The sequence below is a fragment of the Ensifer sp. NPDC090286 genome (assembly GCF_044769565.1).
Classification (GTDB): domain Bacteria; phylum Pseudomonadota; class Alphaproteobacteria; order Rhizobiales; family Rhizobiaceae; genus Ensifer.
The window spans coordinates 1,457,512-1,477,662 of the sequence record NZ_JBIVYF010000001.1 but is presented as its reverse complement, the minus strand read 5'-3'; the positions used below and the strand labels follow the sequence as shown (position 1 = coordinate 1,477,662).

General features: G+C 63.5%; 17 protein-coding genes and 1 other RNA gene. 15 read left to right on the top strand and 3 right to left on the bottom strand.

What is annotated here, in order from left to right; all coding sequences use genetic code 11:
• Positions 1–157 precede the first annotated feature (157 nt).
• Both ACIQUG_RS07395 and ACIQUG_RS07390 read left to right on the top strand, forming a co-directional pair.
• On the top strand, positions 158–1,717 hold the full coding sequence (locus tag ACIQUG_RS07395) for a putative bifunctional diguanylate cyclase/phosphodiesterase (RefSeq protein WP_402319147.1): 1,560 nt from the start codon (positions 158–160) through the stop codon (positions 1,715–1,717).
• Positions 1,718–1,856: 139 nt separating this feature from the next.
• The gene (locus ACIQUG_RS07390; RefSeq protein WP_402319144.1) at positions 1,857–3,209 is read left to right on the top strand and encodes a serine hydrolase domain-containing protein; all 1,353 of its coding nucleotides are present in this window, start codon (positions 1,857–1,859) and stop codon (positions 3,207–3,209) included.
• A 67-nt stretch (positions 3,210–3,276) separates the two neighbouring features.
• On the opposite strand, the gene ACIQUG_RS07385 is transcribed toward ACIQUG_RS07390, so the two are convergent.
• The 3 genes from ACIQUG_RS07385 to ACIQUG_RS07375 form a co-directional block, all read right to left on the bottom strand.
• The gene (locus ACIQUG_RS07385; RefSeq protein ID WP_402319141.1) at positions 3,277–4,323 is read right to left on the bottom strand and encodes a transglycosylase SLT domain-containing protein; all 1,047 of its coding nucleotides are present in this window, start codon (positions 4,321–4,323) and stop codon (positions 3,277–3,279) included.
• Positions 4,324–4,439: 116 nt separating this feature from the next.
• Positions 4,440–5,075, bottom strand: coding sequence for a LysE family translocator (locus ACIQUG_RS07380; RefSeq protein WP_043615860.1), 636 nt, complete (start codon positions 5,073–5,075; stop codon positions 4,440–4,442).
• A gap of 127 nt (positions 5,076–5,202) precedes the next feature.
• Complete coding sequence (locus tag ACIQUG_RS07375) at positions 5,203–6,420, bottom strand: pyrophosphate--fructose-6-phosphate 1-phosphotransferase (RefSeq protein ID WP_043615863.1); 1,218 nt, start codon at positions 6,418–6,420, stop codon at positions 5,203–5,205.
• Between the two features lie 429 nt (positions 6,421–6,849).
• Here ACIQUG_RS07375 and ACIQUG_RS07370 point away from each other — a divergent pair, with 429 nt between their 5' ends.
• The 13 genes from ACIQUG_RS07370 (at position 6,850) to mraY (ending at position 20,145) form a co-directional block, all read left to right on the top strand.
• Complete coding sequence (locus ACIQUG_RS07370) at positions 6,850–7,557, top strand: TerB family tellurite resistance protein (protein WP_402319138.1); 708 nt, start codon at positions 6,850–6,852, stop codon at positions 7,555–7,557.
• Positions 7,554–8,318 carry an N-acetylmuramoyl-L-alanine amidase gene (locus ACIQUG_RS07365; protein WP_043615869.1) on the top strand — a complete coding sequence of 255 codons (765 nt, stop codon included), beginning with the start codon at positions 7,554–7,556 and terminating at the stop codon, positions 8,316–8,318. Before ACIQUG_RS07370 ends, ACIQUG_RS07365 begins: the two co-directional genes overlap by 4 nt.
• 223 nt (positions 8,319–8,541) lie before the next feature.
• Complete coding sequence (locus ACIQUG_RS07360) at positions 8,542–9,069, top strand: lytic transglycosylase domain-containing protein (RefSeq protein ID WP_043615871.1); 528 nt, start codon at positions 8,542–8,544, stop codon at positions 9,067–9,069.
• A 295-nt stretch (positions 9,070–9,364) separates the two neighbouring features.
• Positions 9,365–10,555 carry an NAD(P)/FAD-dependent oxidoreductase gene (locus ACIQUG_RS07355; protein WP_402319135.1) on the top strand — a complete coding sequence of 397 codons (1,191 nt, stop codon included), beginning with the start codon at positions 9,365–9,367 and terminating at the stop codon, positions 10,553–10,555.
• Between the two features lie 106 nt (positions 10,556–10,661).
• Positions 10,662–11,061, top strand: an RNA gene (rnpB, locus tag ACIQUG_RS07350) — RNase P RNA component class A.
• 8 nt (positions 11,062–11,069) lie between these two features.
• Complete coding sequence (locus ACIQUG_RS07345) at positions 11,070–11,705, top strand: hypothetical protein (RefSeq protein ID WP_402319132.1); 636 nt, start codon at positions 11,070–11,072, stop codon at positions 11,703–11,705.
• A gap of 501 nt (positions 11,706–12,206) precedes the next feature.
• Positions 12,207–12,647: a division/cell wall cluster transcriptional repressor MraZ gene (gene mraZ, locus ACIQUG_RS07340; protein WP_192446750.1), complete on the top strand. Its 441-nt coding sequence runs from the start codon at positions 12,207–12,209 to the stop codon at positions 12,645–12,647.
• Positions 12,648–12,661: 14 nt separating this feature from the next.
• On the top strand, positions 12,662–13,687 hold the full coding sequence (rsmH, locus tag ACIQUG_RS07335) for a 16S rRNA (cytosine(1402)-N(4))-methyltransferase RsmH (protein WP_402319128.1): 1,026 nt from the start codon (positions 12,662–12,664) through the stop codon (positions 13,685–13,687).
• A gap of 6 nt (positions 13,688–13,693) precedes the next feature.
• Positions 13,694–14,077 (top strand): hypothetical protein, encoded by a 384-nt coding sequence (locus ACIQUG_RS07330; RefSeq protein WP_402319125.1) that lies wholly within the window; start codon positions 13,694–13,696, stop codon positions 14,075–14,077.
• Positions 14,077–15,825, top strand: coding sequence for a peptidoglycan D,D-transpeptidase FtsI family protein (locus ACIQUG_RS07325; RefSeq protein ID WP_402319122.1), 1,749 nt, complete (start codon positions 14,077–14,079; stop codon positions 15,823–15,825). Before ACIQUG_RS07330 ends, ACIQUG_RS07325 begins: the two co-directional genes overlap by 1 nt.
• A gap of 66 nt (positions 15,826–15,891) precedes the next feature.
• On the top strand, positions 15,892–17,355 hold the full coding sequence (locus ACIQUG_RS07320; RefSeq protein ID WP_402319119.1) for a UDP-N-acetylmuramoyl-L-alanyl-D-glutamate--2,6-diaminopimelate ligase: 1,464 nt from the start codon (positions 15,892–15,894) through the stop codon (positions 17,353–17,355).
• Between the two features lies 1 nt (position 17,356).
• Positions 17,357–18,811, top strand: a complete 1,455-nt coding sequence (locus ACIQUG_RS07315; RefSeq protein ID WP_402319116.1) for a UDP-N-acetylmuramoylalanyl-D-glutamyl-2,6-diaminopimelate--D-alanyl-D-alanine ligase — start codon at positions 17,357–17,359, stop codon at positions 18,809–18,811.
• A 233-nt stretch (positions 18,812–19,044) separates the two neighbouring features.
• On the top strand, positions 19,045–20,145 hold the full coding sequence (gene mraY / locus ACIQUG_RS07310; protein WP_043615886.1) for a phospho-N-acetylmuramoyl-pentapeptide-transferase: 1,101 nt from the start codon (positions 19,045–19,047) through the stop codon (positions 20,143–20,145).
• The last annotated feature ends 6 nt before the right edge of the window (positions 20,146–20,151 follow it).

The window sequence follows — 20,151 nt, the reverse complement described above, 5'->3', positions numbered from 1 at the left end:
AACTTAGGCGCTTCTAAAGTGACTCGGCTACACTTTGATGACGGGCTTTCCACAAGGGCCGGGCCGGTCTCCGGAGCTCAAATCTACAATTTTTCACCCATAAGAATTCATTAAACCCTGACGTGCTAGCACCTCCTCACATACGGGGGGCGTCGACATGATGTTAAGTACGTTTCTGCCGAAGCCCGAGCAGCGATTTGCGGCTGCCGGCGCGGCATTGGGGGCTCTGGTTTCTGCGGCGTGGCTTGCCGGTGGAACCGCTCTTCCCGGCGAAATGGCGCCGCACTGGGACGTTCCCGCCGTGCTGGCAGCCGGCGCGATGCCTTTCATCCTCGGCGGCTCCTTCTATCGCTGGCGCTATTCGCGCCGGCTCGAACTCGAGCTGCGTGCCGCGCGGCGCGCCGAGCGCCGCCTGCGCAACGAAGTCCATCGCGACAGGCTGACGGGACTTGCAAACCGCGCAGCCCTCGAAGCCGACATCAGCCAGGCGCTCTGTGCAGAAGGTACCGCGTTTGCCCGTAATGCCCTGCTTCTTCTCGACCTCGACCGCTTCAAGGTGATCAACGATACGCTGGGCCATGACGCCGGCGACCGGTTGCTGGCGCTGTTCGGCGCCCGTCTCAGGCGTGCCTTTGCCGGCGAGGCGACGATCTACCGGCTGGGCGGCGACGAGTTCGTGCTTGCGGCTGCGCATGCGCCGTCTCAAGCCGATGCCGAAATGCTCGCAACGCGGGTCGAGAAGCTGTTCGAAGCGCCGTTCGATCTCGGGGAGACGCGCATCGCGTCCGGCTGCAGCATCGGCATCGCCTTCATCGAGCGGTCGGACAAGTCGACATCCGACGTGTTGAAAAGGGCGGATCTGGCACTCTACGAGGCCAAGGCGATCAGCGGCAACAGCCATGCCTTCCATTCGGAAACCCTGAGCCATGCCGTTCGGCAGCGGGCGGAAGCCGAGCGCGATCTTACGCGCGGTTTCGAGGCGGACGAGTTCTTCCTCGCATTCCTGCCGATCCTCGGCATAGAAAGCGGCTCCATCGGCGGGTTCCAGGCGCTGCTGCGCTGGCGGCATCCGCATCTCGGCGTCATCGGCGCGGAAACGTTCGAGCCACCGGAACAGAGCGCGATCACCCTGGCGCTTGGCGCCTGGGCGCTTCAATCTGCCTGCAGGCAGGCGGCCGGCTGGAACTTCCCTAAGGGGCTGACGATTGCACCCTTCGTCTCGCAGCTGCGCGACCGCGATTTCGTCACGCAGGTAGAACGGTGCCTTTCGGATGCCGGACTTTCGCCGGAGCGGTTGACGATCGAGGTCGCCGAGGGCGTCTCGACCGACGATCTTGTCATCGTCACCGACAACTTGCGGGGGCTGCGCGCGCTCGGCGTTCGCGTCGCGCTTGGCGGCGGCTCCGCCTCGTCGCTGCCTCTGAACCAGATCTCCGACGTGCAGCCCGACCAGGTGACCGTCGATCTCGCCGCCGTTCGTGCCGCACATGGCAGCGAGCGCAGCGTGGCGTTGCTCGCCTGCCTGATCAAGACCGGACAGGTGCTACGGCTTTCGATCGCCGTCAGTGGTGTCGAGAAGGAGAGCGAGGCGGATTGCGCGCGTGCCTGTGGCGCTGCCGAGATCCGCGGCCCCTGGATTTCGCCGGTCATGGCCGACGTCTCGGTGCTCGTCGGCGACGGCGAGGCGGAAGAGTCGCGCCGTTCCGCGAGTGCGTGAGCGTGATCGCGTCTCGGCCGAAAGCGTTGCACTTTTTTCGACTGTTTCTGCCTCTTTCTAATATGAAAAGTTGAGCCGGCCGGGGCTTTCCCTTGCGGCAAAATGCTGGTTCTCTTTGCGCATCAGGCGGGAGGATCGCATGAGACGTTTGTTGAAGATTTCGGGAGCCGCGCTGGCGCTGATCGTCGTCGGCCTGTGCGGCTGGCTTGCGCTGGCGCCGCCGGAACTGCTGAAGGTCGGCGACGGCTATGCCGCGAAAATCGTATGCTCCAATGTCTTCATCGCCGGGCGCGACGCTCAGGCGGTGCTCGCCGACGACGTGCAGGCGCCCGGCCATCCTTTGCTCAAGCTCGTGCGCGTCGGCGTCGACAAAGAGAAGCAACTGGTGACGGCACGCATCCTCGGATTTGCCGCACCCGGTTATGCGGCCTATCGCCCAGGTGCCGGCTGCGCCAGCCTGCCCGACGGCAATGCCGCGGCTCTGGCACCGATCGAAACGAAAACCGCCGCGGAAGCGCCGGTGCCGGGTGCGGCCTGGCCCGAAGGCGAGAGAGCCGCGATCGAGCCGGCTCTGCAGAAACTCATCGAGGACGTCGATCTCGCCGGGCCCGGCATGCGGGCGATCGCTGTGATCCGCGACGGGCAGCTGGTGGCGGAAACCTATGGCCAGGGTTTTAACCGTTCGACGCCGCTGCTCGGCTGGTCGATGACCAAGTCGGTGACGGCGGCGCTGATTGGCCTTCGGATCACTGACGGGCGCATGGACGTGTCGCAACGAAACCTGCTGCCGGAATGGGCCGGGGACGAGCGGTCGGCCATCACGCTTGCGGACCTGATGGGGATGCAGAGCGGGCTCGCCTTCAACGAGAATTATGGCGCCGTCACCGACGTGACGCGCATGCTCTATCTGGAAAAGGACATGGCGGGTTTTGCCGCCACGCGGACGCTGGGTGCAAAGCCCGGCGCGAACTTCAGCTATTCGAGCGGCACCAGCACGCTGCTGTCGCGGATCTGGATGCGGACCTTCGACGACCCGGCCGCAGCGCTTGCCTTTCCCTATGACGCGCTGTTTGCGCCGCTCGGCATGACGAGCGCCGTTCTGGAGACGGATGAGGCCGGAACCTTCGTCGGTTCCTCCTACATGTATGCGACGACGCAGGACTGGGCGCGGTTTGCGCAGTTCCTGCTGCAGGACGGCGTCTGGAAGGGGAGGGCGATGCTGCCGAAGGATTATGTCGCCTTCATGCGCACGCCGACCAAGGCATCGGGCGGGAAATACGGCCAGGGTCAGGTATGGCTCGAGGAAAACGGCGCGCGGGCGGGAACGGGCAGTTTCCCGGCGGACGCCTTCTGGATGCTCGGCCATGACGGCCAGGCGATCATGCTCGTGCCTTCGCTGAAGCTGGCGGTCGTGCGGCTGGGCCTTACGCCCTCACGCCTTGGCTACGACGTGCAGAAGCTCAACGCCAAAATAATTGAGGCGCTCGATTGAGCGCCTCATAAGGGAATTCCTGAACCGTCGAGAAGCAATTTCGCTTCGGGCAAGCCGGATGGCCGGCTTACTTCATGCCGAGCTCTTCGAGCAGGCCCTTGCGCTTGGCGTGGTAGTAATAGCCGCTGGCATAGAGCTTGACTGCGCCGTCATGCTGGTTGTCGGCCACCATCCAGGCGCCATGCAGATACTTGGTCGCGTATTTGAGGTTGGTTTCGGCGTCGAACAGACCTTCGGCCGGACCGTCATAGCCGAGGCCCTTGGCGGTGTTGTAGCGGATCTGCATCAGGCCGTAATTGCCCTTGCTGTAGGCGCGCGGATTGTAGTTGCTCTCGCGCTTGACGACGCGGTGCACCAGTTCCACCGGAATGCCGTTGAGATCGGCATAGTACTTGATCATCTTGTCGAGTTCGGGACGCGAGCTCGTCGGCGTCTTGGTGAACTTCATCGAATCCGGAATGACGTTGGCGACTGCGGCCACCGTCGAGCCGATCACACCGGTTTTCGGGCGCTCGGTCGGAACGATCATGCGGTTGGCGACCAGCGTTTCGAGGCCGACCGGTTCGCCGGTGTCGAAGTCCGATTCCATTGCGGCCGCAACTGCGAGCGTCGAGACGGGCAGGTCCTGGACGCGCGTGGTCTTGGTTGCCGCCGGCGAAAGGGCGGCGGATGCAACTTGCGATGCGTCGGCGGGCGAGGGGGCTTCAGCGGCTGCAATCGCCGCGCTGGCGCCGTTCTGGGCCGTCGGGGCAACCATGGCAAGCGCCATCGTGTCGCCCGGCTTGGACGCGGGAACCGCGACCAGTGCGGGGGCAGCTTCGGCACCCTGTGCCAGATCGGTCGCGACCGGGTAGGTGGCGGCGACGCCAGCGGTCTGGCCTGCCGTCTGCGCCGTGAGCGCCGCGCTCGTTGCGGTGGCGGCGCCGTCGGGCGTCGGCAGCGCATAGGCCGTCATTTCGGTGCCGGGCTTGGCGAGGGGCGTGACCGTCTGCACGGCCGTGAGGTCTGCCAGCGACGTGTGCTCTACCGTTGAGCATCCCGAGACGATGGTCGCCGACAACAAAGCTGCCATGCCAAACGTCTGTTTGGAAAGGGAAATACGGTAATTCGCCATTCTGTCACTTTCGTGCTTCTGGGCCCCGTAGCCCCTGCAAATCAGCGGTTGCCAGCCGCCAAGCGTGAATCTCCATTAACCTATGAGGCTGGCGGCGGCAAGCGTGGGGGCGAATTTCAGGCCGTGGCCCGCTTCATCGTCGCCGTCAAAAGCCCGGCGCCGATCAGCATGGAGCCGCCGGCGCGGTTGACGATCCGGCGCACATTCGGCTTGGAAATCGTGCTGCGGGCGGCAGTCGCAAGGGCTGCATAGAGGCTGGCGTTGAGGATCGCGAGCGTCAGGAACGTCAGCTCGAAAATCGCCATCTGGGTAAAGAGCGGCTGGCTGAGATCGAGGAACTGCGGCAGGAAGGCGACGAAGAAGACGATGCTCTTCGGGTTCAGTGCGGTCACTGCATAGGTATGAAAGAAGATGCGCAGCGGGCGTTCCGTCGACGTGGTTTCGAGGTCGGCGTCGCCGCCGGCGGCCACCGGCGCGCGCCAGAGCTTGATGCCGAGCCAGATGAGATAGGCAGCGCCCACCCATTTCAACACGGTGAAGATGGCGGCGGAGGTGGCAAGCAGGGCGCCGAGACCGAGCATGGAGGCGGTCATGGCGGTGAAATCGCCGAGCGCCACGCCGGCGACCGTCGCGCCCGCGGTTCTGCGGCCATGGCCGAGCGCGTAGGAAATGACGAGGAGAATGGTGGGGCCGGGGATGGCGAGCAGCACGGCCGAGGCCGCGGCAAAGGCAAACCAGTGTTCGAACGACATGAAAAAGCTCCGCGTTTGAGGGCGTCTCGGCAATCAATTTGCCGAGCCAGCCACGGAAACGCGGAGCCGTCAACGTCTAATCAGGCGTTGTCGGCGGATGGCCTATACACCCGCCGGCAAGTGTCGGTCAGTGCTTCTGGGCTTTCCACTTCTGGCCGATGACGTCCATCACCTCGCCGAACCACTTGGTCGAGGTGTCAAACTGCTTGCCGCCCTTGATGCGCGGGAACTCGATGGTGCGCAGCTTGCCACCCTGGTCCTCGTCGTGACCGGTGACGCCCGAGACCTTGTTGAGCGCGCTTTCGACGGCGAGATCGACCATGCTCTGGATCAGGCGCAGGTCGTCGCCGTTGGCCGGAGCCGAGCGGGCGTAGTAGCCGGACTTCTGCACCATGGAACGCTCGGCGCCGAGAAGGGCTGCGAACTGCTTGGAGAACCAGTTGCCGACATTGATGGTGTCGATCTTCACGTGGCCGAAGGCGTCGCGCTTGACGGTCTCGCCGGCAGCTTCCCGTTCGGCGACGATGGCGTCGAGGCAGGCGCCTTCACTGACGAACAGCGTGACGAAGCCCGAGCGGTCCATGACCTGGCGCAGGCGGTCCGCTTCGGCCTGCAGGTCGAACTTCATCTCCGGCAGGTAAAGGCCGTCGATGTTCTTCATCTGCCGGTTCATCATGAAACCGTCGACGAATTCCTTGTCGTCGGTCATCTGGATGTAGGAGCGGGCGGTGGCCGCCGTCAGCCAGCCGCAGTGGCGGCCCATGACTTCATGGACGACGAGCGTGCGCGGGGCGGCGCTCTGTTCGTTGCTGACATTGTCGAAGAAGCGGGCGCCGTATTCGGCAGCCGTCCAGGCGCCGAGCGTCTGGCGGATCGGAACGACGTCGTTGTCGACGGTCTTGGGCAGGCCGACCACGGTCAGGTCGTAGCCATTGGCGCCGAGATAGGCGGCAAGGTCGGCAGCGGTCGTGTTGGTGTCGTCGCCGCCGATGGTGTGCAGGATCGAGATGCCGTCCTTGGCAAGGCGTTCGGCTGCGACACGCAGCGGGTTTTCGCCTTCCTTGACCAGGCCGCGCTTGACGCAGTCGGCGGCGTTGGTGAGCTTGACGCGGCTGTTGCCGATCGGCGAGCCGCCATGGCGGTGCAGGATATGGGCCTTTTCGCGCATGTCGCGGGTGATTTCGATCTGGTCACCAAGGAGCACGCCCTGGTAACCCGAGCGATAGGCGACCAGTTCGTATTCGGGCGCTATGTCGGTATAGCGCTCGATCAGTCCTCCAACGGCCGATGACAGACAGGGTGCGAGCCCGCCGGCCGTCAGCATTGCGACTTTTTTCTTGGCCATGTTTCCTCCTCGGGACTTTGGCATGCGATGGGTGCGGCCTCCATAGCGCAAATCGGATGGAATTTAAATGACGGCCCTGTGGATGTTGTGTCGAGGCGGGGAGGGAACGGTCGCCTTCTGCCGTGGAGACGAGAGGCAAGTCCGGCGCCGCGCCGATTGTCGCAGGCGCCGACCGGCGATCAGAAGGCTCGGCCTTCGCAGGCGGTGCATTCGGCGCGTTTTGCGGCATAAATTTGCCGCTTCGGATCGCTAGGGTGTTCCCAAGGGAACAGCTTTCCGTCTACCAGCTGTCGCAAGTTCCAATCGATGGATTGACAATAGTGAGGTGCCATCACAAATTCGTCATCCTCGTGGTTCGGACCATCCCACCGCTTGCAATTTGCCACCACACAAGTCCATGCTATATGCTGGAGAGACAGGGATTCTCGCATGTCATTCTGGGACAGCCTCCTCAAGATCGTTACCGCCACCGGCAATGCGCTTGCCGGTGTGGTCGAGGCCGTGCGTACCCTGTTTGAGGGCGATCCGGAGACACGGCGCAAGGTCGCCTTCTCCGTCGCGATGATCGCGCTTTCGGCCAAGATGGCCAAGGCCGACGGCGTCGTCAGCGAAGCCGAGGTCGCCGCCTTCCGCGACATCTTCCAGTTCCCGCCCGACCAGGCGCAGAACGTCGCACGTCTCTATAACCTGGCGCGCCAGGACGTCGCCGGCTACGAGGCCTATGCCGAGAAGATGGCGTCGCTGTGTTCGTCCTGCGAAGAAAATTGCCCGATCCTCGAAGATATCGTCGACGGCCTGTTCCATATCGCCAAGTCCGACGGTGCGGTTCACGAGCGCGAATTGGCGTTTCTGTTGCGGGTCGGCGAGATCTTCGGCATGGACGAGGCGCATTTCGGTCGCATCATGGCGCGTCACGTGCACGGCGACGGTCGCGACCCCTATCAGGTGCTCGGCGTTTCGCGTAAGGATGATTTCGCCGACATCCGCAAGCGCTACCGTGTGCTGGTTTCCGAGAACCACCCGGACATGCTGGTTGCGCGCGGCGTACCGCAAGAATTCCACGCGATCGCCAATGATCGCATGGCGGCCCTCAATGCCGCCTATGAGGCGATCGAGAAAGAACGCCGAGCTGCATGACGTCTAAATACTGCGACTATCCGGGGGCTCGCTTCATGCCGTCGCCGAATTTCGGCGAGCGCGCTGACAAGCGGGCGCCGGATATGATCGTGCTGCACTACACCGGCATGGCGACGGGCGCTTCGGCGCTCGAATGGCTGTGTCGTGAAGAGAGCCAGGTTTCCAGCCACTATTTCGTTCATGAGGACGGGCGCGTCGACCAGCTCGTGCCTGAGACGCTGCGTGCCTGGCACGCGGGCAAAAGCTACTGGAAGGGCGAGACCGACATCAACTCCTCTTCGATCGGCATCGAGATCGCCAATCCCGGCCACCCCGGCGGACTGCCGGATTTTCCGGAAAAACAGATCGAAGCGGTCGTCGAATTGTGTCGGGACTGTGGCCAGCGGTGGTCGATCGCCCCGGAAAGGGTACTGGCGCACAGCGATATCGCCCCCATTCGCAAGGTCGATCCGGGAGAAAAATTTCCCTGGCACGTCCTTCACCGAGAAGGGGTCGGGCACTGGGTTGAGCCGGCGCCGATCGGCGGCGGGCGCTTCTTTCAGCGCGGCGACCGCGGCCAGCCGGTCGAGGCCATCCAGTCGATGCTGTCGCTCTATGGCTACGGCATTGAAGTAACTGGCGATTTCTGCGAAAAAACCGAGGGTGCCGTCGCCGCGTTCCAAAGGCATTTCCGGCAACAGAGGGTGGACGGCATCGCCGACATCTCAACCCTCGATACGCTCCATCGCCTGCTTTCCGGGCTGCCGCAATTCATCGCCTGACGCGGAAGAATTTTTCGTCCTGAAGCCAGTTTTGCGGATGTTCGTGGCATGTTTTTTTAGCTTTGCCACATGTTTACCATGATGCGCCGTTCATTTCCCGCTCATTGAAACTGCAGGAGCTTCAGGGCGCAACGCTCACTTCCTGTGAATGAAACGATCGGGACGTGAGGCTCGAAGCGGGGTGCGCTTCGGTCCAATCCCCAGACCGGAGAATTCAAACTACATGAGAATATCGTCTGTTGCTGCGGTGGCGGCATGCCTTGGCATGTCCTTCGCCGGGATGGGTACGTCGTATGCGGGGAATGTCGACAAGACCATCAAGACCTCTTCCATCCCGTCCGTCACCCGGACCACAGGCTTCCCGAAACCGGACCTTCCCAAGAACGTTCAGTATTCAGCCCTCATCAAGAGCTATGCCAAGCAGTACGGCGTACCCGTCGATCTGGCGCATGCGGTCGTCAAGGTCGAAAGCAATTTCAATCCCAAGGCACGCGGCAGCGCCGGCGAAATCGGCCTGATGCAGATCAAGCCCGCCACGGCGCGCATGATGGGCTATTCCGGTTCCTCCAAGGGTCTCTACGATCCGGAAACCAACATCAAGTTCGGCATGAAGTATCTCGCCATGGCGCACGAGCTGTCGGGCGGCACCACCTGTGGCACAATCCTGAAGTACAATGCCGGTCATGGCGCCAAGCGCATGAACCCGGTTTCCAAGCGCTATTGCGGTAAAGTCCAGGACATCATCGACTAGAAGACCGTGCGTTTCATTGGACGCACGAAGAACGCATAGGCGTTCTCAGACCAGAGCATCTTTTCGCCTCGGTGGTTCCACTTGAGAGCGGGCGCTCCGGTCGATCGACAGACAAGCGTGGGTGACGCATTTGCCCGCGCGACGAGAGAGCACCATCCGCCGGCCACGCGGCCATGGCGGATGCTCCAGCCGGACAGGTCTCGCGTTCCGGCGCACCAATTAAATCCTTGAGTAGTGGTGTCCTGTCGGCGCCGATATGCTACCTCCTTCCCGTGTCAGCGGAGCGGGGATGGGCATGTCGGAAAGCTTTGATTTCATTGTCGTCGGCAAGGGCATGATGGGCGCGGCCGCGGCCCGGCACTTGGCGCTGTCGGGGGCGAACGTTGCGCTCGTCGGCCCGGACGAACCGAGCGACTGGGCCAGCCATTCCGGCGTTTTTTCCAGCCATTACGACAATGCCCGCATCACCCGCACCATCGACGACGATCCCGTCTGGGCGCGCCTTGCCCGGCGCTCGATCGAGCGCTACGACGAGATCGAGCGCGAGAGCGGCATCCGGTTCTATCATGAGGTCGGCTGCCTGATGGCCGGGCCCGCGCCGGGATCGAGCTACGACTATATCGAGCAGGTGGAGAGGGCACGGGATGCGCTCGGCGTCGAGGCTCCGCTCTACGACCGCGAGACGCTGTCGCAGCGTTTTCCCTGGTTCCGTTTTCCCGAGGGAGCGGCCGGCGTTTACGAGCGCCTTGGTGCCGGTTACGTCAACCCGCGTGCGCTCGTTGCCGCACAGGTCGTCTGCGCCGAGAGGGCCGGCGCGCGGATCGTGCGCGACGAGGTTCGCTCCATCGCAGAAACCGCCGGCCGGGTGATCGTTACCACGCTCAAGGGCGATCGGCTGACGGCGCCGCGGGTCATCGTCGCGGCCGGTGGCTTCTCGCTTTCCAACACGCTGCTGCCGCGGCCGATCGACCTGACGGTCAAGGCTCGCACGGTGCTCTTCGCCGAGGTGGCGGCAAGCGATCTGCCTGACTTCGAGGGCATGCCTTCGCTGATCGGTGCGGCGCCAGAGCAGGAGAAGAGCTACTACCTGCTGCCGCCGGTCGGCTATGCCGACGGCAAGACCTACATCAAGATCGGCGGTGATCCGAGCGATAGAACGCTTGATGATGAGCCGGCGATACGGCACTGGTTCCGCGGGCCTGGCGGTGCCGCCGCGGCCGAGCATCTGCGTCGGTTGCTGGCCGAGGTGATGCCCGCCTTCAAGCCGGCCTCCACTCATTTTTCGCCCTGCGTCACCTCGTTCACCCGGCATGGCCTGCCCTATATCGGTTTTGCCGAGAGCGACCGTATCGCTGTCGTCACCGGCGGTAACGGCCAGGCGGCAAAAAGCTCCGATGAAATCGGCAGGCTCGGCGCTGTCCTCGTACAGAACGGCCGGATCGACGAGCCCGAATACGGCGCCGATTTCGCGGTGGCCTTCCGTTAGGCGGAGGCGGCATCCGCCAGGCTCCAGTCGATCTGCCTGTTGGTGGCTTTCGAAACCCTGCCGTTTTTTCTGGCGCCGGGCGGGGGCTTGCGTTAAGGAGCGCCTGCCAGTTGGCCGGGCAGCCGCGCTCCGCAAGTGCCGAAAGGCCGCGGGGGGAGGAAAGTCCGGGCTCCACGGAAGTACGGTGCCGGATAACGTCCGGCGAGGGCGACCTCAGGGAAAGTGCCACAGAAAGCAAACCGCTCCGCTTGCGGAGTAAGGGTGAAAGGGTGGGGTAAGAGCCCACCGCGGACATGGCGACATGGACGGCACGGCAAACCCCACCGGGAGCAAGACCGAATAGGGATGACGCGGACGCGCAAGCGCCCAGCCTGTTTCCGGGCCAGTCATCCGGGTGGGTTGCAAGAGGCTGCGTGCAAACGTAGTCCCAGATGAATGGCTGCCACGTTCCGTTGCCTTCGGGTGGCGGGGCCATACAGAACCCGGCTTACAGGCCAACTGGCGATTTCTCTTTATGGTGGAACCGCGTCTTTACCACTTGGTTGTACCAGTGGTGTCAGCGAGTGCTGACAGGGGGGCGCAGGTGACAGTCGCAAAAGCTGTCGGAAAATGGTGCGGTGTCGGTCTGGCGCTGCTTGTGCTGGTGCCGGCAGCCGTTGCTCCCGTTTATGGCGAAAATCTGCCGGACCTTTCGCCGAAGAGCTATCCTGCCGCCAAGGTCTACAAGGGCAAAGTAAAACTCCCGGACTTCAACGGCCGTGGCAAGGATTTCCGTCTCTTTCGAACGACGATCGCCAAGGAAATGCTGGAAGGGGTGAACTTTGCCGGCGAGTACCGGGTGAACCAAGTCGGCTGCGGTACGCAGTGCACTTTCGTCGTTGTCTCAAGCAACCGAACCGGGGAGGTCTTTGATTTCCCTCGGGGCGGTGACGACAACCTTCTGATGACGCTTGGCTTCGGGCTTGATAGCAGGCTGATGATGGCGCAATGGGGCTCCTACGAGCCAGACCGATGCGTGCTTGAATACCTGGTTTTCGATGCTGGTCGTTGGAAAGAGCTCTACAGCCGCCAGGTCGGTACGTTCGAGGCGTGTCACAACTCGATCGACGAGAATGTTGCGCAGTCCGACCGCGGGCGAAAGGCGCCCTAAGCTTGATCTGAGGTGCGGCGTCGCGGGTATCTCCGCGATGCGAAGTTGCGTTCGTGGCGGCGGGTGGCGGGGCCATGCTGCGTCGGTTTTTCCGCCGGTTGGGTTCCGCGCGATCGCGCTCGGCGGTGGCAATGCGCATGTTCCTGCGCTTTTTCTCACATTCTGATTTTTCAACGATTTGAAGCCGTTCGACCGTCGCATTCCCGCACGGTGGGGGTCTCTTCGTAACCCTTCGTTAAACTTAACAACCTATCAATATTTGATCAGCCCGGCGGCTGTTTACGATCCATTCCCATTGACGCCCATATGGTCCCATGATATCCCATAATGGCACTGCGCAGGGGCTGCTTCGCGGCCCAACATCGCAAGATTCCAGTGCCTTCCGGCTTCGGAGGGTGGTCGGACATTCCACTGTTCGGCGGGGCTGTCTTGCGTGCGGAGTGACGTGTTCTCGCGGGTCGATGATCGTGGCCCGTCAGTCTTGGGCGGCCGTTTCGCGTTATGAACCGCTTCTTGTCACATGCCACCAATCGGATCGATGCGAAGGGGCGGGTCTCCGTTCCCTCGGCGTTTCGCTCCGTGCTGTCGGATGGGGGCGTTCGGGAGCTATACTGTTTTCAGGATTTCGTCTTTCCGGCGGTCAGCGTCGGTGGGCCGGAACTCCTGGATCGGTTCGAGAAGCAGATGGCGGCCGAGGATCCATTTTCTCCGGAAGCCAACGAGATGTCGCTGCTGGTTCACGGGGGCGGCGTCTTCGTCAAGCTCGATCCGGAAGGCCGGTTGATGATGACGGATTTCATCCGCGACTTCACCGGGATCTCGACCGACGTGATGTTCGTCGGGCGGGGCGATTATTTTCAGCTCTGGGAGCCGCAGGCCTTTCAAAAGGCGCAGGCGGCAGCCCGGGAAGGGCGCAAGTCACGGGGGTTGCGTCCAGAATAGAATGGAGAGAGGGAATGGTGACGGATCAAGGCGGAGGTGTTTCTGAAGCCGAAGGCGGACCGGTTCGTCACATTCCCGTTCTCTTGCCGGAAGTTCTGGCGGCGCTTGAGCCCGCGCCCGGTAAGGTCATCCTCGACGGCACGTTTGGTGCCGGTGGCTACAGTTCCGCAATCCTCAAGGCCGGTGCCGACGTGATCGCGCTTGACCGCGACCCGACCGCAATCGCAGCGGGACAGGCGCAGGTCTCCGAGTGGGGTGGCCGGCTGAAGCTCATTCACGCGCAGTTCTCCGAGCTTCTGGCGCATGCGCCCGAGGGCGGGCTTGATGGTGTCGTGCTCGATATCGGCGTCTCCTCCATGCAGATCGACGAGGCCGAGCGCGGCTTCTCATTTCAGAGAAAAGGGCCCCTCGACATGCGCATGTCGGCTTCGGGCGTCTCTGCCGCCGATGTCGTCAATCGCGCCAAGGTTTCCGATCTCATCCGCATCTTCGGCTTTCTCGGTGAGGAGAAGCAGTCGGGCCGCATCGCACGCGCCATCGAGAAGCGCCGCGCCGAACAGCCCTTCGAGACGACCCGCGATCTCGCCGGCCTGATCGAGGTGGTGACGCCGCGCAAGGCCAAGGACAAGATCCATCCGGCAACCCGCGTTTTCCAGGCGTTGCGCATCTTCGTCAACGACGAACTCGGTGAGCTGGCTCAGGCGCTGTTTGCCGCCGAGAAGGCGTTGAAGCCCGGCGGCCGCCTCGTCGTCGTCACCTTCCATTCGCTCGAAGACCGCATCGTCAAAGCCTTTTTCCAGGATCGTTCCGGCAAGGCTGCCGGCTCGCGCCATTTGCCGATGGTCACTGCCCGCGCCGCAACCTTCACGCCAGTTGGCAAGCCTATGGTGTCGGCCAGCGAGGAAGAAGCGTCCCTCAATCCACGCGCCCGCTCCGCCAAGCTGCGCGCCGGTATCCGCACTGAGGCTCAGTCGCCGGGAAACGATCTGTCCATTTTCAATCTGCCGGAACTGGCAAGCCTTGCACGGCTGGGGGGCTGACAAGACATGCTTCGAACGTTCGATATCGTTCTGATCGTCGTCATGACGGCCGCGGCCACAGTGACCTATACGATCAAGCATCGCGCCGAGAACAAGCTTGAGGAAGTCCGCAAGCTCGACGTGGCGATCAAGCTCGAAGAGGACACGATCGACCTGCTTCGCGCCGACTGGGCGCTTCTGACCCAGCCGAACCGGCTCGAGCGCCTCGTCGGCGCCTTCGGTGCCGACCTGCAGCTGGCGCCCACGCCGTCGACGCAGCTTGCACAGCCGCAGGAGCTGCCGATGCTGAAGGCCGATCTGCCGGTGCCTGAGGACAAGTCGGCCAAGGACGGCATCGCCTCGATCATCAACAAGACCGATGATATCGCAACTGGTTCGGTGGCGCGCTGATGTCGTTTCTCTCCCGCATCATGGTTTTGAAGAGCAAGGCGCATTTCTCGGCTGGCGGCAACAACCGGCCGGCCGAAAGCGGCGTCAACGTCACCTTCCAGGGGACGCGCAAGAAGACCACGAACCAGGCGAAGAACCGCGTCGCCATCGTGATCGCCAGCTTCGGCATCGTCTATTGCGTCATCGGCGGACGCCTGGTGCAATACGGCATGGCGCAGCCGGAGACGGTTTCGAGCATCGGCCGCGCCGACAACCTGATGGCTTCGCGCCCCGACATTCTCGACCGCAACGGCGAGATCCTCGCGACCGACATCCGCACCGTCTCGCTCTATGCCGAGCCGCACAAGATCGTCGATGCCGACGAGGCGGTCGAGCGGCTGGCGACGGTGCTGCCCGACATCAATAGCCGCGAAATCTACAACAAGCTGAAGTCGAAATCGCGCTTTCAATGGCTGCGTCGCCAGCTGACCCCGAAGCAGCAGTCGGAGATCCTGGCGCTCGGCATTCCCGGCGTCGGCTTCCGTCCGGAAAAGCGCCGCTTCTATCCCGGCGGCCACACCGCCGCGCATATCCTCGGCCACGTCAATATCGACAACCGCGGCGTTGCCGGCATGGAGCGCTACATCGACAGCCAGGGGCTGGCCGACCTTGCCGCGATCGGCATGACCAGCGACGCCAAGCTCGAGCCGGTGAAGCTCTCGATCGACGTGCGCGTCCAGAACATCGTGCGCGACGTCATCGATGCCGGCATGAAGAACTATCAGGCGCTCGCTGCCGGCGCGGTCGTGCTCGACGTGCATACCGGCGAAGTGCTGGCCATGGCGTCGGTTCCCGACTACGACCCGAACAAGCCGGCCGAAGGGGCGGAAGAGGGCTGGATGAACCGCATGTCGAACGGCACGTTCGAGATGGGCTCCACCTTCAAGACCTTCACCATCGCCATGGGGCTTGATTCCGGCAAGGTGACGCTGAACGACAGTTTCGACGCCTCGGCGCCGATCCGCATCGGCGGCTTCACCATCAAGGACTTCCACGGCAAGCGCCGCGTTCTGACCGTTCCGGAAATCTTCCAGTACTCGTCCAACATCGGCACGGCGAAGATCGCCGACCTCGTCGGCATTCCCGGACACAAGGAATTCCTGACCCGCCTCGGCCTGCTTTCCAAGCTGCCGACCGAGCTGCCGGAAGTGAAGACGCCCAGCCAGCCGCGCGAATGGAAGAAGATCAACTCGGTCACCATCTCCTTCGGCCACGGCGTCTCGACGACGCCGCTGCAGACGGCGGTCGCGGGGGCTGCGCTCGTCAACGGCGGCAAGCTGATCGAGCCGACCTTCCTGCCGCGCACCGAAGAGCAGGCCGACGCGGTCTCCACGCCGGTGGTCAAGAAGAGCACCAGCGACGACATGCGTTTCTTGCTGCGCTGGAACGGCATCGCCGGCTCGGGCAAGCGCGCGCTGGTTCCGGGCTTCAACGTCGGCGGCAAGACCGGCACGGCCGACAAGGTGGTCAACGGCCGCTATGCCAGCGATCAGAACTTCAACGCCTTCCTCGCGGCCTTCCCGATCGACAACCCGAAATACATCGTGCTGACCTTCATCGACGCGCCGAAGACCGGCGAGGGTGGCGGGCGCACCGCAGGCTCGAACGCGGCTCCCATGGTTCGTGACATCATCAGCCGCTCTGCGCCGCTGCTCGGTGTCGAACCAAAGTTTGGAGAAGACGGTTCTGCCTTGCTTGTGTCTTATTAGACATGAAATGAGAAAGCGGACGATTCGCGATTCTTGCGGATCGAAATCGATGCGAGACGTGCGTTCATGAAGATCAAAGACCTGGCGGGATCGAACTTCCCGGAACTTTCGGCGCAATTGAGCGGCGCTGCCGCCGATATCGACGTTGCCGGACTGACGGCCGATAGCCGGCAGGTTCAGCCAGGGGATCTCTTCGTCGCCGTTTCCGGCAGCAAGGCCAATGGCAGCACCTATGTCGCCGACGCCCTGAAGCGCGGCGCGGTCGCCGTCGTCACCGAAGCTGGCTCTGACGTCGACGCATCGGCGGCGCCCGTGATCAAGCTTTCCGAACCCCGCGCCTTTCTCGCCCGCGCTGCCGCTGCCTTCTATGGCCGCCAGCCCGATACCATGGTCGCCGTCACCGGGACCGCCGGCAAGACCTCGGTCGCCTCGTTTACCCGCCAGATCTGGGCCCATTCCGGTCTTGCAGCCGCGATGATCGGCACGACCGGCGTCGTCGCGCCGGGGCGTAACGACTACGGTTCGCTGACGACGCCCGATCCGGTGTCGCTGCACAAGCTGCTCGCCGAACTTGCCGATGCCGGCGTCACCCATGCGGCGATGGAGGCCTCCAGCCACGGTCTCGACCAGAGCCGGCTCGACGGCGTGCGCCTTTCGGCTGCCGCCTTCACCAATCTCGGCCGCGACCACATGGACTACCACCCGACGGTCGAGCACTACATGGCCTCCAAGATGCGGCTGTTCGAGGCGCTGTTGCCGAAGGGCGCGCCGGCGGTGATCTTTGCCGACGACCAATGGTCGGACCAGGCGATCGCGGCTGCCCGCAAGGCGAAGCTCGACGTGCGCACCGTTGGCCGCAAGGGCGATTACATCTCGCTGAAGCGCGTCGAACATTTCCGCCACAAGCAGTCGGCCGAAGTGCATGTCGGCGACGACATCTTCGAAATCCACATTCCGCTCGCCGGCGACTTCCAGGTCGCCAATGCGCTCGTTGCGGCAGGCCTTGCCATGTCCACCGGCATCAGCGCCAAGGCGGCCTTCTCCGCGCTTGAAAAGCTGCAGGGTGCCTCCGGTCGCCTCGAACTGGTCGGCCAGACCAGGGACGGCGCGCTCGCCTATGTCGACTACGCCCACAAGCCGGATGCGCTGGAAAACGTGCTCGCCTCGGTGCGCCCGTTCACCACCGGTCGCGTCGTCGTGGTCTTCGGCTGCGGCGGCGACCGAGACAAGGGCAAGCGCCCGATCATGGGCGAGATCGCCACGCGGCTTGCCGACGTGACGATCGTGACCGACGACAATCCGCGCTCGGAAGTGCCCGACGTGATCCGCGCCGAAATCATGGCTGCGGCCAAGGGCGCGATCGAAATCGGCGACCGCGCCACGGCGATCCGCACGGCGGTCGGCATGCTGAAGACCGGCGACACGCTGATCGTCGCCGGCAAGGGGCACGAGGAGGGGCAGACGATCGGCTCCGTCACGCTGCCCTTCTCGGATCATGCGGAGGTCCGCAAGGCATTGGGAGGCTTGTGATTTGAACTGGCTCTGGACAAGCAGCGATCTCCTGGCCGCCATGAATGGCCGGCCGGTCGGCAATCTGCCTGAAGGCATCTCGGGGATCTCCATCGACAGCCGCTCGATCGGCAAGGGCGAAGCTTTCTTCGCGATCAAGGGCGATCGCGTGGACGGCCACGACTATGCGGGCATCGCGCTCGCCAATGGCGCCGCGGTTCTGGTCGTCAGCGAAGGCAAGCTGCCGGCGCTTGGACGGCTGAATGCGCCGATGATCGTCGTCGACGACGTGCTTGAGGCGATGATCCGGCTCGGCTGCGCTGCGCGCGACCGCAGTGCCGCCAAGATCATCGCCGTCACCGGTTCGGTCGGCAAGACGACCACCAAGGAGATGCTGCGCCACGTGCTGCAGCCGCAGGGCCGCGTGCATGCGTCGGTCGCCTCCTTCAACAATCACTGGGGCGTGCCGCTGACGCTTGCGCGCATGCCCGAGGCCACCGATTTCGGCGTCTTCGAAATCGGCATGAACCATCCGGGCGAGATCCGGCCGCTGACCGCCATGGTGCGCCCGCACGTGGCCATCGTCACCAGCATCGCCGCCGCCCATCTCGGCAATTTCGAGAGCCTGGACCAGATCGCGGAGGCCAAGGCCGAAATCTTCGAAGGCGTCGTCAATGGCGGCCACGCGCTGATCATTCACGACAGCCCGCAGTACAAGCTGCTCGAAGACGCTGCGGCTGCAGCCGGCGTCAGCCATATCCATTCCTTCGGCGCCAACCCGAAGGCCGAATTCCGGCTCGTCGAATTCAGCGGCGGTGCGGAAGGCTCGATCCTCTGGGCCGGCATCGGTGGTCGCACGCTCGAAGTCGCGATCGGCGCACCCGGGCGTCACATCGCCGAAAACGCGGTTGCGGTTCTGGCAGCGGTCAAGCTTGCCGGCGGCGATCTCGACTATGCGGCTTCGGCGCTCGCAACCATGCAGGCCGAAACGGGCAGGGGCCGGCGCCATACGCTTGTCATCGGCAGCGGTACGCTCAAGCTGATCGACGAGAGCTACAACGCCAATCCGAGCTCGATGCGGGCGGCGATTTCGCTGCTGCGCGACAGCGAGCCGCCGGTCGGCGGCCGTCGCGTTGCCGTGCTCGGCGACATGCTCGAAATGGGCGAACACGCGGCCGAGGTACATGCGGCCCTTGCCCGTCCGCTCATCGAAGCCGGCATCACCGATGTCTGGCTCGCCGGGCCACTGATGGCGCACCTGCGCGACGCGCTGCCGCCCGAAGTTTCGGTTGTTTACCGCGAGAGCGTCGAGGACCTCAAAGCCTACGCGCTGGCCGCTGTCGCGCCGGGCGACGTCGTCATGGTCAAGTCGTCCAAGGGGACCGGCTGCGCCAAGATCGTGCAGGCGTTGATCGACACCTATCCGGCGGCGCAAGCCGAGGAATATGCGGCCGAGGGATCTGAAGCCGAGGGATAGCGGGCAATAAAAGAGCCGGCGGCACCGCCCATGATGGCGTGGTGGATACAGTTTGAGGTTAGGTCGCGCGCCCTAACACTTTCTCATGCAAGCGCGTATCGTTTTTCAGATGATTCTGTTGGACGTGTTTCGAAATACTACGGCGCCGCGCTATTCCCGGGGCGGGAAAGCTTCGCTGTAACACTTTAAACTGCTGCATCATTGTGCAGGAAACCTTTGGGGAAAGGTCCCTTATGCTCATTTGGCTCGTGGAACTGGCGGACCACTTTCAGTTTTTCAATCTTTTTCGCTACATCACGTTCCGCACCGGCGCGGCGCTGTTCACGTCGGCCATGATCGTCTTCCTCTTCGGGCCCGCGATGATTGCCTCGCTGCGCATCCGGCAGGGCAAGGGCCAGCCGATCCGCGCCGACGGGCCGCAGACGCATTTCAAGAAGGCCGGCACGCCGACCATGGGCGGCCTGATGATCCTGGCCGGCATCGTCGTTTCGTCGCTGCTGTGGGCCGATCTGTCGAGCGTCTACGTGGTCTCGACGCTGCTCGTTACGCTCGGCTTCGGCGCCATTGGCTTCTACGATGATTACCTCAAGGTTACGAAGCAGTCGGACAAGGGCTTTTCCGGCAAGGCGCGCCTCGGCATCGAGTTCGTGATCGCGGCGATCGCCGTGTTCTTCATGATGCAGGCCTCGCTTTCGAGCGGCCCGTCCGGCTCCACCTTCGGCTCCTCCGTCACTTTCCCCTTCTTCAAGGACCTGATTGTCAATCTCGGCTATTTCTTCGTGCTGTTCGGTGGTTTCGTCATCGTCGGCGCCGGCAATGCCGTGAACCTGACCGATGGTCTCGACGGTCTGGCGATCGTGCCTGTGATGATCGCCGCTGCCGCCTTCGGCCTGATTGCGTACCTTGCCGGTAACGCCGTCTTCGCCAACTACCTGCAGATCCATTTCGTGCCTGGCACCGGCGAGCTTGCCGTCATTCTCGGCGCCGTCATCGGCGCCGGCCTCGGCTTCCTCTGGTTCAATGCGCCGCCGGCCGCCATCTTCATGGGCGACACCGGTTCGCTGGCGCTCGGCGGCCTGATCGGCACCGTTGCCGTCGCCGTCAAGCACGAGATCGTCATGATCATCATCGGCGGCCTTTTCGTCATGGAGACCCTGTCGGTCATCATCCAGGTCTTCTGGTTCAAGCGCACCGGCCGCCGCGTCTTCCTGATGGCGCCGATCCACCACCACTTCGAAAAGAAGGGCTGGACCGAAAGCCAGGTCGTGATCCGCTTCTGGATCATCGCCGTCATCCTGGCGATGGTCGGCCTCTCCACCCTCAAGCTGCGGTGAGCGGAC

Excerpts from the sequence above, each read along its gene's own strand:
- ACIQUG_RS07395 (WP_402319147.1), top strand. The coding sequence starts at position 158 with ATGATGTTAAGTACGTTTCTGCCGAAGCCCGAGCAGCGATTTGCGGCT.
- ACIQUG_RS07390 (WP_402319144.1), top strand. The coding sequence starts at position 1,857 with ATGAGACGTTTGTTGAAGATTTCGGGAGCCGCGCTGGCGCTGATCGTC.
- ACIQUG_RS07385 (WP_402319141.1), bottom strand. The coding sequence starts at position 4,323 with ATGGCGAATTACCGTATTTCCCTTTCCAAACAGACGTTTGGCATGGCA.
- ACIQUG_RS07380 (WP_043615860.1), bottom strand. The coding sequence starts at position 5,075 with ATGTCGTTCGAACACTGGTTTGCCTTTGCCGCGGCCTCGGCCGTGCTG.
- ACIQUG_RS07375 (WP_043615863.1), bottom strand. The coding sequence starts at position 6,420 with ATGGCCAAGAAAAAAGTCGCAATGCTGACGGCCGGCGGGCTCGCACCC.
- ACIQUG_RS07370 (WP_402319138.1), top strand. The coding sequence starts at position 6,850 with ATGTCATTCTGGGACAGCCTCCTCAAGATCGTTACCGCCACCGGCAAT.
- ACIQUG_RS07365 (WP_043615869.1), top strand. The coding sequence starts at position 7,554 with ATGACGTCTAAATACTGCGACTATCCGGGGGCTCGCTTCATGCCGTCG.
- ACIQUG_RS07360 (WP_043615871.1), top strand. The coding sequence starts at position 8,542 with ATGAGAATATCGTCTGTTGCTGCGGTGGCGGCATGCCTTGGCATGTCC.
- ACIQUG_RS07355 (WP_402319135.1), top strand. The coding sequence starts at position 9,365 with ATGTCGGAAAGCTTTGATTTCATTGTCGTCGGCAAGGGCATGATGGGC.
- ACIQUG_RS07345 (WP_402319132.1), top strand. The coding sequence starts at position 11,070 with ATGGTGGAACCGCGTCTTTACCACTTGGTTGTACCAGTGGTGTCAGCG.
- mraZ (WP_192446750.1), top strand. The coding sequence starts at position 12,207 with ATGAACCGCTTCTTGTCACATGCCACCAATCGGATCGATGCGAAGGGG.
- rsmH (WP_402319128.1), top strand. The coding sequence starts at position 12,662 with ATGGTGACGGATCAAGGCGGAGGTGTTTCTGAAGCCGAAGGCGGACCG.
- ACIQUG_RS07330 (WP_402319125.1), top strand. The coding sequence starts at position 13,694 with ATGCTTCGAACGTTCGATATCGTTCTGATCGTCGTCATGACGGCCGCG.
- ACIQUG_RS07325 (WP_402319122.1), top strand. The coding sequence starts at position 14,077 with ATGTCGTTTCTCTCCCGCATCATGGTTTTGAAGAGCAAGGCGCATTTC.
- ACIQUG_RS07320 (WP_402319119.1), top strand. The coding sequence starts at position 15,892 with ATGAAGATCAAAGACCTGGCGGGATCGAACTTCCCGGAACTTTCGGCG.
- mraY (WP_043615886.1), top strand. The coding sequence starts at position 19,045 with ATGCTCATTTGGCTCGTGGAACTGGCGGACCACTTTCAGTTTTTCAAT.